At 39.7% G+C, this 15,231-nt stretch carries 13 protein-coding genes; 4 read left to right on the forward strand and 9 right to left on the reverse strand.

All coding sequences use genetic code 11. The features are described 5' to 3' along the window. Nucleotides 1-430: 430 nt before the first annotated feature. The 6 genes from rd to M2135_RS07590 all read right to left on the reverse strand — a co-directional run bounded on the left by rd (nt 431) and on the right by M2135_RS07590 (nt 5,956). Complete coding sequence (gene rd / locus M2135_RS07565) at nt 431-592, reverse strand: rubredoxin (protein WP_280747921.1); 162 nt, start codon at nt 590-592, stop codon at nt 431-433. 68 nt (nt 593-660) lie between these two features. Continuing rightward, nucleotides 661-1,293, reverse strand: coding sequence for a hypothetical protein (locus M2135_RS07570; RefSeq protein ID WP_280747922.1), 633 nt, complete (start codon nt 1,291-1,293; stop codon nt 661-663). A gap of 84 nt (nt 1,294-1,377) precedes the next feature. Beyond that, entirely contained in the window at nt 1,378-1,758 is a 381-nt protein-coding gene (locus M2135_RS07575; RefSeq protein ID WP_280747923.1) for a diacylglycerol kinase family protein, read from the reverse strand. Between the two features lie 89 nt (nt 1,759-1,847). Continuing rightward, nucleotides 1,848-2,729: a DUF3108 domain-containing protein gene (locus M2135_RS07580; RefSeq protein WP_280747924.1), complete on the reverse strand. Its 882-nt coding sequence runs from the start codon at nt 2,727-2,729 to the stop codon at nt 1,848-1,850. Next, a complete protein-coding gene (locus M2135_RS07585; RefSeq protein ID WP_280747925.1) occupies nt 2,668-4,578 on the reverse strand; it encodes an Ig-like domain-containing protein in 1,911 nt (636 codons plus the stop codon). Before M2135_RS07585 ends, M2135_RS07580 begins: the two co-directional genes overlap by 62 nt. 97 nt (nt 4,579-4,675) lie before the next feature. Beyond that, on the reverse strand, nt 4,676-5,956 hold the full coding sequence (locus tag M2135_RS07590; protein ID WP_280747926.1) for a DUF2851 family protein: 1,281 nt from the start codon (nt 5,954-5,956) through the stop codon (nt 4,676-4,678). 111 nt (nt 5,957-6,067) lie between these two features. Here M2135_RS07590 and dapB point away from each other — a divergent pair, with 111 nt between their 5' ends. From dapB to M2135_RS07610, 4 genes are read left to right on the forward strand one after another with little or no spacing between them, the layout of a single operon-like run. Further along, entirely contained in the window at nt 6,068-6,784 is a 717-nt protein-coding gene (gene dapB / locus M2135_RS07595) for a 4-hydroxy-tetrahydrodipicolinate reductase (protein WP_280747927.1), read from the forward strand. Between the two features lie 13 nt (nt 6,785-6,797). Continuing rightward, nucleotides 6,798-8,186 carry a S26 family signal peptidase gene (locus M2135_RS07600; RefSeq protein WP_280747928.1) on the forward strand — a complete coding sequence of 463 codons (1,389 nt, stop codon included), beginning with the start codon at nt 6,798-6,800 and terminating at the stop codon, nt 8,184-8,186. Continuing rightward, nucleotides 8,186-9,046: a signal peptidase I gene (gene lepB / locus M2135_RS07605; protein WP_280747929.1), complete on the forward strand. Its 861-nt coding sequence runs from the start codon at nt 8,186-8,188 to the stop codon at nt 9,044-9,046. The genes M2135_RS07600 and lepB overlap by 1 nt, the downstream gene beginning before the upstream one ends. After that, a complete protein-coding gene (locus M2135_RS07610) occupies nt 9,047-9,679 on the forward strand; it encodes a WbqC family protein (protein WP_280747930.1) in 633 nt (210 codons plus the stop codon). Here M2135_RS07610 and M2135_RS07615 read toward each other — a convergent pair. The 3 genes from M2135_RS07615 to M2135_RS07625 form a co-directional block, all read right to left on the reverse strand. Further along, nucleotides 9,676-11,820 (reverse strand): hypothetical protein, encoded by a 2,145-nt coding sequence (locus tag M2135_RS07615; protein WP_280747931.1) that lies wholly within the window; start codon nt 11,818-11,820, stop codon nt 9,676-9,678. The two genes, M2135_RS07610 and M2135_RS07615, sit on opposite strands and share 4 nt — an antisense overlap. A gap of 58 nt (nt 11,821-11,878) precedes the next feature. Then, entirely contained in the window at nt 11,879-12,805 is a 927-nt protein-coding gene (locus M2135_RS07620) for a FimB/Mfa2 family fimbrial subunit (protein ID WP_280747932.1), read from the reverse strand. Between the two features lie 77 nt (nt 12,806-12,882). Continuing rightward, on the reverse strand, nt 12,883-14,265 hold the full coding sequence (locus tag M2135_RS07625; RefSeq protein ID WP_280747933.1) for an Mfa1 family fimbria major subunit: 1,383 nt from the start codon (nt 14,263-14,265) through the stop codon (nt 12,883-12,885). Nucleotides 14,266-15,231: the final 966 nt, after the last annotated feature.

Genomic DNA, 15,231 nt, shown 5'->3' on the forward strand with positions numbered 1-15,231 from the left:
GATCTCTTGTCCGAACATAAGAATAGAAAACAAAAACCACAACGTCCCTGTCGGTTTATTTAAAATATTTTGAACACTTTTCTGTTAGAGGTACCTCTAAATTGTTTTACACCTACCTCTAAACGGATTTAGAGGTACCTCTAAATTGTTTTAGACGTACCTCTAACAGAAAACAGAGGTAGGTATAACAAATAAAGGGACAGAATCTTACAGAAAAACAGTCTGAATCATGTTTTATCTCTATAGGATAGCGTAGAAAAAGTTCGCCGATTCTTCGAAAACCAAACGATGGAACAGGGCTACTGGATGACTATCAACACACATACCCCGGATAAGCAATTTTTACATGACTTACCCGGGGTAATTATTTTCCTTCTATGTACCTCACAAACCGAATCCGGCTTGGAGCAGGAATAGTATCTTTATAATGTTAATCTACCGGAGAGAAATCTTCTTTACCTACTCCGCAAAGCGGACAAACCCAATCGTCCGGAATATCTTCAAATGCTGTCCCTGGCATTATACCACTGTCCGGATCTCCTTCTGCCGGATTGTAGATGTATCCACATACATCGCATACATACTGTTTCATTTGTTCGAAAATTTAATGGTTCATACTTATTTATAAAACAATCGTTTCTTTGTTTTTGTTTCAGACGTTTAAAGAATACTTTGCATACCGATAAATTCATAATCCAAAATTGTTGAATCGGATTCAACACGGATGGGAACTGATTGAATGTCTTGCAGTCCTTTACCGTAATAGGATGAGTATAATATCGCTCTTAATTCGTTGATCGATTCGAGATCACCGGAGGCACACATCGCTCTTAGATAGAGTACATTCTCATCGTCGCCCGTCAGTAAGAAAAACTCTGTCAACGATTCATCAAAGACAAAAGGAACTTCTAAATAATAGGCTTCATTGCCGTTAAGATGAAATGGATGGAATTTATCAAAAGGTCTTCCCTCTTCGGTAAGCGTGTCGAACAGTGATTCTTTCTGATCCTTAAACGCATACCCGTTCAACTCGGAGACGTCCAGGTAGGTTGAATCATTCTTCCAAAGTCCGATCCAGTTATCTTCGTCATTGCTGGTGGCCACATGATAAATCGGTTGATAACTGTCAGGATAGATCAGAAATAATTGTGAACCTTTTAACAGTCTGTGATTTTCGGTTATTTCTGTTTGAACATTTTCCGGCAAATTCGTCTGCGGTGTATATTTGCAGGAGGAGCAGAAAAGAACAAAACAAATAATCGACAGAATAGGGATACTGTTTTTTAAGTTCATTTTTTAATGTTTTTCTCAGTATGAAATTTTGCTGCAATATACATACAAAAGCGAAAACATACGGTCATCACGTTCTGAAAAAAATCAGGAAAAGTACGGAATAAGCTTCGGTATAAAAATAATGAGTCCGACAACTGCAGCTATTATAGCTGTGAATAAGACTGCTGCTGCTGCTAAGTCTTTGATCTGTTTCATTTGATGGTGGTATTCGGGACAGATATAATCGCAAATAAGTTCTATGGCTGAGTTCATGGCCTCAGCGCTCAATACCATACCTATCACAACAGCAACAGCCACCCATTCGATGTTCGAGATATCGAGTAATAGGCCGGCAATAATGGCACAGATAGCCGCAAAACAATGAATCCAACTATTATGCTCCTGCTTGAATAGTAAACCGATACCATTGAAGGCATAACGAAAACTTTTTAATCGCTTGCGAAAAGAGAAGCTGTTGTTTTTCATATATTATTTATTCGCTGAACTGTAACAAAGATACAACTATATTCAACATAGAAATTGTTTCATTACGAAGAAAACAGATCAACAAAATCTTATTTTTTGAGTACGATCCTGCTATCTAACGGATAACGAAGTCCTGAAGAGGTGTTATAATAAGCTTCCATTGCTCCTATGCGGAGTTTGGCTCTGATCTTAACCGGGATCTGATTGTCATCATTACCCAACCAGATTTCAGCTGATTCTTTACTGGTCGTGAATGCTTCATCATAGATATCCACATAAAACAGACGGGTACTGTATTTGACATTTCCACGTTCCACAATTTGCTGGCCTTCGTAGCGATAACTTACATTAATCAAACTGCGCCCCATAGCCACCTGGAGTGGGAATTCTTGCCCTTGTTGCAGGTTCTCGACATCGAGGCCGCGTAAATGCACGGTAGTACCCAAAATATCATACAGACACTCCTGGGCATACATCATGGTATCGATTTTCACGGATGAAGCTGAACGGCGAAAAACGTGTGCCGAAGCATTTTTTTCTTTATAGGAAAAAGTAATATTCTCAATTTGATAATAGCCCCCTTCATTTGTTCGTTTCGAACTATAAAGCAGAAGCGGTTTCCCTAACGAGTAATAGTTGTCGATTGTATCACGCACTTTATAAAATGTTTCAGCAATTCCGGCAGTATTTATCCGGATACGATAATGCCATGCCGGTGAATTTTCATAAGTTGCCTGATTGATATTCAACTCTGCTTCACCAGCTTTAGGGGTTAACAACCCCCATTTATAATAGATATCATATTTGATGTATTCACCACTTTTAAACAAAGTAGTATGGGGGAGACATTGTGCATTTAGGCTTTGTATAAGTCCAGAAAAAACAAAGACAACTATGCATATCAATTGATTAAAACGGTAATCCCATCGCGCTGCCTGAGCTTCTTGATGATTGTTGTGATCTTCCTTCATCCCGATAATCTCTTTTCGGTTTTGTTGCTTCTTTTGGTTTATTTTTAGTGATATCAAGAGGTTTTTGTCTCTCGATAGGGGTGTCCAATACATTCCATGTCTCTTCCACCTGCCAGTTAAGAGGTATTTCAAAGAATTTAGGGTAATAATAAACCGTTTCCGGTTGTAATTTTTCCGCATAATTCCCAGTATCCCATTTCCCGTTCTTATTCGTATCCAGAATGATACGGGCATAATATTTATTCGGCTTCAGATCCAAAAAGAGGACTCCTCCGTCTTTTATCGGAGCTTTTCTGACTACGACATCATTGTTATCCAACAATTCAACCAAAGCGGTACTGTCTACTCCTATAATGTTGATATATAAATGTCCATACTCTTCCTCACTCTTTATTTTAAATGAACCGGAATATTTATTATTCCATTTTCCATACACACTGAAAATCGTTGCCGAATCGATCTCCAATTTGTATTCTTCATCATATTTCCAAGGGCGTAAGATGTAATATCTGAGCGCGTTAACCGAATCGTGATGTAACTCGAAATCAACTGTGTTCCATAACGTATCGACTTTCTGCTCCAGAAAGAGTTGTGTTTTCTCCAGTTCGAGTACCGGTTCATCGAAAGCGATAAATACCGTATCGTAGTTATTAACAGATCCGGAGGGTCTAATGTTCATACCCAATAAGCTGATTTCTTCGGGTTCATCTTTTTTTCCTCTTCTGCGTTCTGCATTACTGCGACGCATGACAAGCTGTAAAGTATCGGTTTGTGGTTGAAGAATATTTAAAGAATCACTTCGGGGATATGTTAATTCAACCTGTAGCGTATCCTGCGTCCAGACAGTTGAATCGGTGATCCAGAAATTGAGTGTAGCCATCTCATCTGCTGTCTGTACATAAAACCAACTACTGTCTGCCGGTTCGAAATTGAGAGGAACTGGAGTCGGTATTGTATCAAGTGGTGCATTAAAACGCAATATAAACATATTCTCCTGACTACGTTCCGGACGTAAGATATATTGCCGTGCAAACTTCTCTTTAAACAGGAAGAGCCGGATATCATCCGGCATAAAGCGTGTATACGCAACTGTTTGGATGGTATCTATCGTTAATGTATCCACCCAAGTCGTATCCTGACGTGTGGTAAACTCAAAAGTCGGCACAATCAGCGAATCACAGAAAGCAATATCTTCACCGGGTTGATCGAACAGATAATCGCGGTTTACATCATTAAGACCATAGATGCGGTATGTGCCGGGAGCAATATTCCGGATAGTGAATTGTCCACGGTCATTGGTGCGCGAAGTCCGGAGAAATGGTTCATTCGTAAATGCCGAATCTTCCAGATTTCGATGTAAACCGATTGTTATCCCCGGCATCGGTTCCAGGTTTTCCGCATTCAACAAAATACCCGAAACCTCCAAGGAGTCGATTACTTCTCCGGTAGAAAAAGCGAAAGTAAAATTCTCCAGGATGTTCTTTTCATTATTATCGGCAATAGAGTTCGTAAAATCCAAGGTATAGGTAGTCTTCTCCTGTAAGGTGTCTTTTAATTCAACAAGTATCTTTCGCCCGGAGGCACGAATAATCGGTAAACTTTTCTGAGGAGGGGTGACAATCACATTCTCGGAAGGTCTATCGAGTTGAATCAACTCGTCAAACATTATTTCAATCCGCGAATGAGTATAATTTGTCTGGTTAGGAGCCGGGGTACTGGACACAAATTTAGGAGGGGTCTCATCGTATGGTCCACCGTTGGGAGTACCTACGCTGGCACAGGAATATACGGCTAAAATCAACACGCCCATCAAACCTAATACACTATATCTGACCTTTTTATTTACCATTTAATTGTCTATTACTAAACGAATGGACAAAAATAGGGAAAAATCCTGTGATTCATCGTGAGATAAGCCTATTAATCGATCTTCGCATCCTAATTGTTCAGGAAGAAACGGGTATACACCGTTTTAAAAATCTGAAACCGATACGGCAATAGAGACATTTCTTTTTCTCACAATATTCGCGTTTCAATTGAATAAGCGCCTGCGTATCTCCTGCATTATGCACAGAAATACCGGCCTGTGTAAAGGTGGTTATAATACTGTTTCTCTCGGGCGGAATACTCTCCAACAGGCGGATAGCCCGGTCGCAGTACTCCGGACGGTTTTTCTTTCTTCCCCAACTGAAAAACATTGGGATAACGGTATTTATCAATAAAATATTCAGCATATTTTCACTGATCTTCTTTTCATTTTCCGGCGAGAAGTTTTTGAAATGATAATGTCTTTTCCAATAATCCGACGGATGTACACGAAAATAATCTTTGATCTCCCGGGGAGTAGAGGCTTCAAGAAGAGCTGAGAACAGGGTGTCGTGCTGCATCAGAATGGTTGCTAATTGTGCGATTTTGACGTGTGGGAAGTTGCCGGGACGAATCCGTAAGTTTTTGAATAGCGACTGTTCCAAAGGAGTTAAATTGAATTTTTTCCGAAGAAAACGATATTCACGTTGAAGCAAACGGTAATAATAACAATTTTCTTCATCCTCCAACAATCCGGCCTGACCGAACAATAAGGCTTCCACTTGCGAATGACTGTTTCGCTGCTTTAAAATACATCGTAAAGGTAAACTTCTGGCCAGCCATTCGAACGCATCACTATTTACTCCAAACCCGAAGTTTCGGGTTAATATGATGTAAAAGACTTCATTCCAATCATCACTATACTGCTCCAACAAATGAAAGATATCCTGCATTTTCCGTTCCAGACGTTCACTACGGAGTGCATCCAGCCAGCCAGATAAATAAAAAGAATCAATCTCTTTTATGACACTTAGACAAGGGATAGGTTTGTCTTGATGTAAAAGCCATTCGATATTGCGCCGGATAGTTTCGGAAACCGGTAATACGGCCTGTGGGATTTGTTCTCCGTTTGTGCGATACACCTCTGAATCGTCGTGTCCGGTTACATGAAGTATCACCGAATCATATGCTTTATTGATATCATGGTGGTGACGGTACCAATCCGATGCATTTTCATGTATTTCAATACATCCTGCCCAGATGGTATCGTTTATCTTGATCTTTGCATTAAAGAAATCGGGGCCGGCGTCTGTGTTGGGTAAACCTGGGTCGATCACTGTGAAAGGAATACCGAGCGTGGTCGTTAATTCCTGGGAAGGATAAAGTTTGTATTTCCAAACATAATGTAATAAACGTTCCATAATTCTTTCAGAGTTAAGATTCTTATACACAAATCTAATTCATTTTCTGTATATTTGCGGCATTCTTAGTTGATTATCTGGGATAAAACGATTCGAAATCAATAATTATATATGAAGATTGCATTAATAGGTTATGGTAAGATGGGCAAAACAATTGAACAGATTGCCGTGGATAGAGGACATGAAATAGTCTCAATCATAGATATTAATAATACAGACGACTTTCGTTCGGAAGCGTTTAAAAGTGCGGATGTAGCCATTGAATTCACTGTTCCTTCCACCGCTTTTGGGAACTATATGAGTTGTTTTGAGGCTGGTATTCCGGTTGTTTCGGGAACCACCGGATGGCTTGAACATCTGGAGGAAGTGAAACATATGTGTCGGCATGAGGGAAAAACATTCTTTTATGCTTCCAATTTTAGTATTGGCGCCAATATATTTTTTACTTTAAATAAGATGCTGGCTAAAATCATGAATAAATTCCCTTCTTATGATGTCAGTATAACCGAGACACATCATATACATAAGCTGGATGCCCCAAGTGGAACTGCAATCACTTTGGCAGAAGGTGTTATAGAAGAATTAGATCGGAAAAAGAACTGGGCGTTGGAGCATGCCGAAAGTAAAGACGATTTGCTGATCCATGCTGTTCGTGAAGGAGAAATTCCGGGCATTCATGAAGTCGTATATGAATCGACTGTTGATGAAATCAGCATCAAACATAACGCAAAAAGTCGTACCGGCCTTGCATTAGGAGCGATTGTTGCTGCCGAATTCACAGCTGGAAAAAAGGGCTTTCTAACTATGGAAGATCTGTTTAAGTTTTAATACAACGTAATTTATGAAGAAGATAGAGAAAAAACAGTGGATTAAATTCAGTATTGCCGCCATCCTTTATATCCTTTTTTCCATATGGATGCAAAATCTGTGGCTGTTACTGGGAGTCATTGTCTTGGTAGATATATTCCTGACTAAATATATCCCTTGGGGAGCTTGGAAACGTTCAAAGAACCCACAGGTAAAACATGTATTGGAATGGGTTGATGATATTCTTTTTGCATTAATTGCAGTCTATCTGATCAACATTTTTGTTTTTCAGAATTATCAGATACCTAGTTCCTCTTTAGAGAAAACGTTATTGGTGGGCGACTATCTTTTTGTAAGTAAATTGAGTTATGGTCCGCGTGTACCGAATACCCCTCTATCTTTTCCACTGGTACAAAACACATTGCCCCTACTGAATACCAAATCCTATTTGGAATGGCCTCTATGGGACTATAAACGGGTAAAAGGAACCGGACAAATCAAACGGAATGATATCGTCGTGTTTAATTTTCCTGCCGGAGATACGATCGCCTTATATCAGCAGAATCCCGACTATTATACATGGTGTTATATGTACGGACGTGAACGGATTCATTTGGACAAGGCCACTTTTGGCGAAGTGATGTATCGACCGGTAGATAAGCGGGAGAATTATGTCAAACGTTGTATCGGAATGCCTGGGGATACTCTACAGATTATCGAGAATCAGGTATATATCGATGGACAACCAGCCATAAATCCTGAAACAATGCAGTTGAATTATTATGTAGAGACAGATGGTTCGCCATTGACGGAAGAGCAGTTCCGTTTATTAAATATCAGTAAAGAAGACCGTCTTATTGAATCAGACCCTGACGTACTTGCCTATTTTGGTTTCGAACAAAATGTACATCGACAATACAATCCGGTATACCACATTCCTTTAACCCAGGAGGCTTTGGCTATTGTTCAGAAACTACCTATTGTTCGTAAAGTCGTGATATCGTCGGATGCCATTTATCGAAGTTTCTATTATCCGATAGGTTATAAAACCGGATGGGATCGTGATAATTACGGACCGATATGGATTCCAAAGAAAGGGGCTACGATTGAACTGAATGAATTTAATTTGGCTGTCTATGCGCGTTGTATCAAAAATTATGAGAACAATGCCTTGGAGATAAAGAATGGAACCGTATATATTAACGGGCAAGCGGAAACAACTTATACCTTTAAATACGATTATTATTTTATGATGGGTGATAACCGTCATAAAAGTGCGGATAGCCGTTCCTGGGGATTTGTGCCGGAAGACCATGTCGTCGGGAAACCGATTCTAATCTGGCTCTCTTTAGACAAAGACCGTGGTCTGTTTGACGGAAAGATCCGCTGGAACCGTATGTTTCGTATGGTACATACTGATTAATGAATGATAAACAAAAGATATTACACCTGTGGAAATGGCCGGCAATAATACTGCTGGTAATCGGCTGTGTTATGCTTATTCGTCATTGCTGCATCGGCTCTTACCGGATATCCACCGAATCGATGGAAGAGGCATTACACAAAGGTGATTATGTGTTGGTCAATAAACTTTCCTTGCCGGATAACCCGGGTCGGAACAGAGTGGTGCTTTTCCGGAGTCCGTTGAGTCAGGATGCCGTTAAAAGACCGTTGTTTGTCAGCCGATGTATCGGTTTGCCCGGTGATACAATCCGGATTAGTCCGAGAGGGTATCAGGTCAACGGCAAACCGATCCCCCGTTCCCCTTTATCACTGAATACATTTTACATTAAACGATCCGACAGAGAGCAACTGGAGAAAATAATGAGCCAGTTGGAAATCACTCAAAAGAAAATGAATCAGATACCTTATGGGTATACGTTTACCTTAACAACTTTTGAGGAGTATCTGATTCGCGAAGAGTTACCCGAAGGTCTGGATATGGAATTGGTGGAAGATCAGTCGGAGGCTTATTCGTTGGTTGTTCCTCAAAAAGGTAAACCTTATCGATTAAATGAAGCTGCACTTATCGCTTGTCGTGAGATCATTCTGGCAGAAACAAACGGCAAAGCTGTTTTCAAAGACGGCCTACTGTATATAAACAACAAAGAAATGCCTTATTTCCTGTTTGAACAGGACTATTATTGGTTGTTGTCGGATAATCCGAATGAAGCGATAGACTCCAGGCAATTGGGGTTTGTTCCTGAAGATTTAATTGTAGGGAACGTCTGGTTTTGCTGGTACAGTAAAGATAAGAAAAATCAGTTTAAATTTGTTTATTAAATGGCTGATCCGGTCTATCTTTCTACGGCTTACCTGGCGCCTATACAGTATTATTCCAAACTGTTTCATTTTACGGAGATCCGGATAGAAACGGCTGAAAATTATCTGAAACAGACCTATCGCAACCGGTGTACAATCGCAGCGGCAAACGGATCATTATCTTTGTCTATACCTATTGTCAAACCAGATACACCCAAATGCCTCACCAAAGACATCCGTATTTCGGAGCATGGCAATTGGAGGCATCTTCATTGGAATGCATTGGTATCGGCCTACCAGACGACTCCTTTTTTTGAATATTACGAAGAAGAGTTCGCCCCTTTCTACGAAAAAAAACAGGATTTCCTTTTTGATTTTAATGAGGAGTTACGGATCGTTATTTGTCGTTTACTGGATATTCAGCCGGATGTAGTTTACACCAAAGAGTACCAGCCGGATGTCCCGAATGATTACCGCGAAGGAATCCGTCCGAAACATCCGATTGAAGACAGTACGTTTGTTTTAAAACCCTACTATCAGGTGTTTGCCGGCAAACATGGTTTTATACCCCATTTGAGTATAGTCGATCTGCTTTTTAATATGGGACCCGAAAGCCTACTTGTTCTTCGGGATTCCATCAAAAAGGAGGTTTAATGTTCTCCGTAAACTCGTCCTACGATCCATGCCCAGAGATTAGCAACTAATTTAGCCGCGTCGTTGTTAATACTGCCGTTTGTGCTGGTTAAATATTCTCCATTGGTACTTCCATTACTTCCTAAAGCAAATATTCCGATATCTCCGCAATAAACAACATTCCGGTTGAAGTCTATCCCTAATAAAATATCAGTCGATGCATTTTTTTTCTCCCGTAACAATAGCGGTGTAATAGGGTTAGAGGTGATCGTACTGTATGAGAGTTTTATCCCTGCACTGTTGTCATACCGTCTAAATTTGAAACTGGCACCTATTGGAGACCCGGAGGAAAAAGGGCCGTCGTTTGTAAAATAACTCAAATCAGCATTACTGTTTAAATAATAATAGAGAATATTCGGAAGAGCATAATTCCAATCAATATTAACTCCATTCACTATACCCAGTTTTCCTAACATCTCATTCTGATTTATACTACCATAATATCCGACAAAAAGAACTTTGTTCGGATACAGGGTTAACCAGTCATAAATCATAGTCGAATATTTATCGTCAAGCTGTGTCCCTGCAGGATTTAGAAAAATAACATCATAAGGTTCCAAATCCTCTTTTTTTTGAAGATGCGATTGTGAATTTGAACCATAGAAGAGAAACCCTTTTGTTTTTACTGTACCGTTCGGGCCAAAATTACTCGTATTTTTAAGGATATGGGATAATCCTTGTGATAACACATCTACATTTCCACTATTGTTCCCTAAACTGCCCTCGCTTAAATTCCAGGATAAAACACGAATATACCCTTTTTCCGTGTTTCCTCCCCCACTCTCTTCCGGCAGTTGTTCCAATAAAACATCCACCGTAATCCGGCTTGTTTTTATCCGTATTTTACTTTCCGGATTAGGGCCTCCTGATGGGTAATTATTGCGTGTTTCTATATGTATCTGATTTGCGTGACGATCGAATGTTACACTAAAATGGGCATCATTGGAGATGGTTGTAATTTCACCGGCTTCTTCTCCCTGGCTATTCACCCAATACAACGAATAGTCGTCGATGTTTGTGGTGAGTTGAATATTATCCGATGTACCGCTGTTCCCTTTTAGCTGCAAATGGCGGGTGGAGACCCCTAAAAAGAAACGGCCACTCCATTCCACATAGGTTTCATACTCTTCCCATTCGATCAACTCAACTTCCATAAAAGCGTCAGCAGATAAGGAGGCAGCTTCAGGTGTCGGATAACCCGGTCCGTAAATTTTTTTCACCCTGATCTGGTAATGGTAGTTACGCAGGATTTGTCCGATCTGTTCTTTACCGAGATTCAGGCGGTAATAGCGGGTGTTGTTGTTGTATTCTCCTCCGATAACGATGCAGCTGGCCTCTGTGACATACGCCTCCTGAGTTACAGGGAATCCGATTGATTCGGGCAAATACAGTGTCGCTGTATGAGCTTGATTGACTGTCTTCGCATTTGTATTTGTCAAACTATTTGATGGGACGCTGGGAGCAGTCACTTTTCCTTGCGTAACATTTGCAGGAGTCGGTATCATTTGTATCGTCTGAGAGACCCGAAACGCCTGAACCGTTTGTAACGTAAATGTCTGGGCAACATCTGTTGTATGTATATCAACCCGGGCGATAGCACGCAACACCTCTATACTCTGTTGCGATTCAATGGCTGATTGCGTAATACCGTCAGGAAGGCTCATTTCTCCCCACATCGGGAAATGGGTATATATACCCGCAGCAGGATAGGTTTTAGTTAATAATGCGACAAGTTCATTTTTAGATATATTCAGATTGAAGTTCAACTGTTCGATCTCTTCTTCAGCATTGGCTATGAGTACAATTTCTGACGGCGTTGTTGTTTCGTAGAGAATAGCCTGAAAACTCGTTTTATTATTTTGCGTGGAGAGTTTTTTTCCGGAAGTGATGTATTTGTACTGATTATTCTCAAAAACAAACAAAACGACATCTTGAATACTTGTTTCATCGCTTTTTGTCTGCAGGTCTGAGACCGAAGAGAATAGACTCATTTCAGCAATAAATTTTTCACGATTATTTCCGTTGGGAATAATCTCGTTTTCCTCAAAAGAACAGCTACAAAACAGTAAAAAAATAGCAGTTATGTATATTATACGTTTCATTCGACGTAATCAATGTGTCCATACATTATCCAATGGAACTCTATTCCACAGATCGGTTTTATTGTTCAACCTCCTCGGTGATTTCCCAACCATTGACTTTAATACTTACAGGCGTGTTTGTTTCGTTAAAGATGAATTCAATCGTAAACGTATGATTCGTATTGAAATCAAGCGCTTTAAATCGGTTGATTAACTCTTCGATTAAATCAGCCTGGTAGATTGCCGTTCTGTTGTTGTCAGTATAGATTGTAAAATCAGCATTTGAAGTATTTCTGAGTTTGACTAATGTGAAGCTTCCTGTTATGATATGATCAGGGGCTGAGCTATCGGTATTCTCCGGGAAATAACTTAATAATCGGTCATGCACATATGTATTATTGAAGTAATAGATATTACTCAATCGACGGATCAAAAAAGAAGGTTGCTTTTCTTTTTCTATGCCATTGAGAATAATGTGGATGTCGGTTGAAAATTTCTCTAAAGTCATCTCAAGAACCTGTTGATGGTCTAATCCTATTTGTGTTAGAGGAGTCGCACCGTAAAACAGTTTACTTAACCGATTTGGAACGAGATCATTTTCATTGGCTTTGACCTGCATTGTCGTATTGTATATCCGGCTTTTTTGTTTTTCGCAAGCCGAAATATGATACTGATCTTCATCTAAATTGCCCCATACCACAAATTGATAGACTCCGGGATCTTCCAGTAGAATATCCATCACTAATTCATTGGATTCAATAGAAAGATTCTTATCGATTCGGTTCATCAGAAGACCTTCCTGGTCAAAAATGAAAACAGACAACGAATTGACCCTTTCTGTTTGAGCGGCCTGAGTAATCGGATCGATATAATGATATGGGTCGTAATGAATCTTCAATTGTACATTGAAATCGCATGGAGACAGATCGTCATTTATACAACTTTGCACAAAAAAAGTGATCACACCTAAAAGGAATATGTGGATACTATCCAATAACTTTTTCATTCTGTCAAAAGGGGTTAAATCAAAGTCTTATATGAGCAGACTTTCCTTGCTCATATAAGACTTTAATCGTTGAAGCACTATGCTTCTGTATTCTCTTCCGCTGTTTCTTCCCAATCCGACACGGTAATTTCCGCACCTACGTAACCATCCGTAGCGACTGCGTTCCCACTATCCCAATCGTCTGTTGGAAATCCCGGCATCATAAGCGATTTAAGCGATATTTTATAATATTTATTCCGATAAACATTATAAGGGGCATAAGGAGCCGTCTCATTCCGTCCGACAAAGACGTGGAAATAACATTTCCCATTATCATATGTACGCACTTCGCTTTCCTTTAATACCGGAAAATCAGGTGCACCTGCCTCTGCAAGATCAAAGAATTTTTCGGCCACATCTTCATCTTTAAAATAGAAGAACTTATCCGCTTGCGTTTGTATGGCATAAAACGTCGTCCCGGAAGGATCTGAAAAGCTCGCTTCCGTAAAATCTGTTCTTTGTGTAGCAGTTGACGGATCAGCGCATGTCAAAACTTTGGTCGGGGTGAAAACACCCTGAATACTAACAAAGGTGGTATTCTTTACGAGATTATGATTCACCACATCAAAGCAGTTTTCCGTTGCATACGCATGGTTGAGCGGAGTAGAGCCATATTCATTCACATTGACATCAGTCGGCGGTGCAAAATAATTAGTTGCTGCATACGTATCCCAATTCGGATCTTTATACACACCTGCATTTTCATACGGCAACAGATAAATGGATTTATTAATATTTCTCCAGCCCCATGTCAGTGCATCCGATAAAGTACCCCCTCCTCCATAAGTGGTATAGGTCTGCATTTTCTGAATAGACGCTTTAGCGACCACACGGTCGACCGTAATTTGAACATAGTCGTTTATCGCTGCCAATGCATTCGCTTCCGTATCATGGAATTTATCACTTGTAGTCACAGCCGGAGGTTCGTTGTTAAACATCATAAAATCGTCTCCGGCAAAATCAGCAAAAGCCAAAACGGCTAAATCCTGACCAGTTCCTCCACCAAAAGCCGCTATGCCATTCGTTGATATAAGCGTTTTGGCCTCAGCTGTCAGATTAACACCTACATATATATATTTATCCGTTTGTTTACTGACTTTGATCGCTTTAGTTGTTTTGTATAGTTTATCATCTTCATCATATACCAGATCTGTTCCTGTTGAAAATGATTGGCTAACGGATTTGCTCGGGTCAGCAGCGTCATATACATATACATCCAGGGTGTTTATTACAAATTCATTATCAGGAGTTGCCCGTGTTGTTTTTGAAGACATCGACGGTAATTTAATTGCCAGAGAAGTAAATACATCTTCATTGGTTTGCAAATTGTTGTCTTTTTTAAATGGGGCCTCTTCAGACTGACAACTAAACATTAAAACAGTTGCAAAAACGGTTAGTTTTACACTAAATTTTTTCTTCATAATCGTGATGTTTTATTGATTAAATTCAAAAAGTAAAAACAGATCTCACGCTTGAGACTTGCGCAGTTTGTCCTTTATATCAGGAACAAAAGTAAATGTTAGTTTCTTTTATCACTTCTTTTTTGAGGGTGAAATGAGGTTGAAGAACAGTCACAAAACCGCTATTTTCAAAAGTGAATAACGCAAAGGTTTTAAATATCGAATTTCTCTGTTTTGTCAATAGTTCGATTGACATTTTAAGGTTGCCGGGGATATTTTTTTTATATTTTCAGTAAAAAACGAATTGAAAAACAGGGCTTGTTGTTTTAGGACCTTTACATGAATAAAATGTGAACGCGATATAACGATTTATCTTCAGATATTGTAAGAATTGAAGGTTTTCCGAAGACCAAATCCCACAGGGATTTAATATGCATAACCCCGGGTGAAGAGGAGCGTAGCAGATCGACCCGGGGTATATAATGAGTGTAACAAACGAACGCCGAAGGTGTTCAATCATCTGCGGTTCAACACCTATCGGCGTTGATTGGAGAGTAGTATATATTCACCCCGGGTCGATCCGCTACGCTCCTCTTCACCCGGGGTTATGCACATTTAACGCCTGTGGCGTTCGCCTTCACTATCTTCACATATTCTTCCATTCGAAACCCATTACTTATAACTCTCTTTAATAAAAAGAAAAACAAATATACTTTTCGGGAAAAACAATTCAATAAAAATGTCTAAATTCGCAAGAGATCAAAATATCATTTTGACACCAAACAGAAATTACATTTAACACAAATCACAAAAAACACCCTTTCCACTAACTCACAGTTTGTCTATTTTCGGGAAAATAGAAGATAGTTTTAAACCTTTCAAGCAAAAAACGGGCTGTTTTGGGGATACGAATGTCGCCTTTTCAAAAAATGATCTGAATGATAACAACAAATCATGCAGATGACTTTAGCGAACTGTCTGCATAAT

The sequence above is a fragment of the Parabacteroides sp. PF5-9 genome (assembly GCF_029893105.1).
GTDB lineage: Bacteria > Bacteroidota > Bacteroidia > Bacteroidales > Tannerellaceae > JARXWG01.

Excerpts from the sequence above, each read along its gene's own strand:
- rd (WP_280747921.1), bottom strand. The coding sequence starts at position 592 with ATGAAACAGTATGTATGCGATGTATGTGGATACATCTACAATCCGGCA.
- M2135_RS07620 (WP_280747932.1), bottom strand. The coding sequence starts at position 12,805 with ATGAAAAAGTTATTGGATAGTATCCACATATTCCTTTTAGGTGTGATC.
- M2135_RS07600 (WP_280747928.1), top strand. The coding sequence starts at position 6,798 with ATGAAGAAGATAGAGAAAAAACAGTGGATTAAATTCAGTATTGCCGCC.
- M2135_RS07610 (WP_280747930.1), top strand. The coding sequence starts at position 9,047 with ATGGCTGATCCGGTCTATCTTTCTACGGCTTACCTGGCGCCTATACAG.
- M2135_RS07580 (WP_280747924.1), bottom strand. The coding sequence starts at position 2,729 with ATGAAGGAAGATCACAACAATCATCAAGAAGCTCAGGCAGCGCGATGG.
- M2135_RS07585 (WP_280747925.1), bottom strand. The coding sequence starts at position 4,578 with ATGGTAAATAAAAAGGTCAGATATAGTGTATTAGGTTTGATGGGCGTG.
- M2135_RS07570 (WP_280747922.1), bottom strand. The coding sequence starts at position 1,293 with ATGAACTTAAAAAACAGTATCCCTATTCTGTCGATTATTTGTTTTGTT.
- M2135_RS07575 (WP_280747923.1), bottom strand. The coding sequence starts at position 1,758 with ATGAAAAACAACAGCTTCTCTTTTCGCAAGCGATTAAAAAGTTTTCGT.
- M2135_RS07625 (WP_280747933.1), bottom strand. The coding sequence starts at position 14,265 with ATGAAGAAAAAATTTAGTGTAAAACTAACCGTTTTTGCAACTGTTTTA.
- dapB (WP_280747927.1), top strand. The coding sequence starts at position 6,068 with ATGAAGATTGCATTAATAGGTTATGGTAAGATGGGCAAAACAATTGAA.
- M2135_RS07590 (WP_280747926.1), bottom strand. The coding sequence starts at position 5,956 with ATGGAACGTTTATTACATTATGTTTGGAAATACAAACTTTATCCTTCC.
- lepB (WP_280747929.1), top strand. The coding sequence starts at position 8,186 with ATGAATGATAAACAAAAGATATTACACCTGTGGAAATGGCCGGCAATA.
- M2135_RS07615 (WP_280747931.1), bottom strand. The coding sequence starts at position 11,820 with ATGAAACGTATAATATACATAACTGCTATTTTTTTACTGTTTTGTAGC.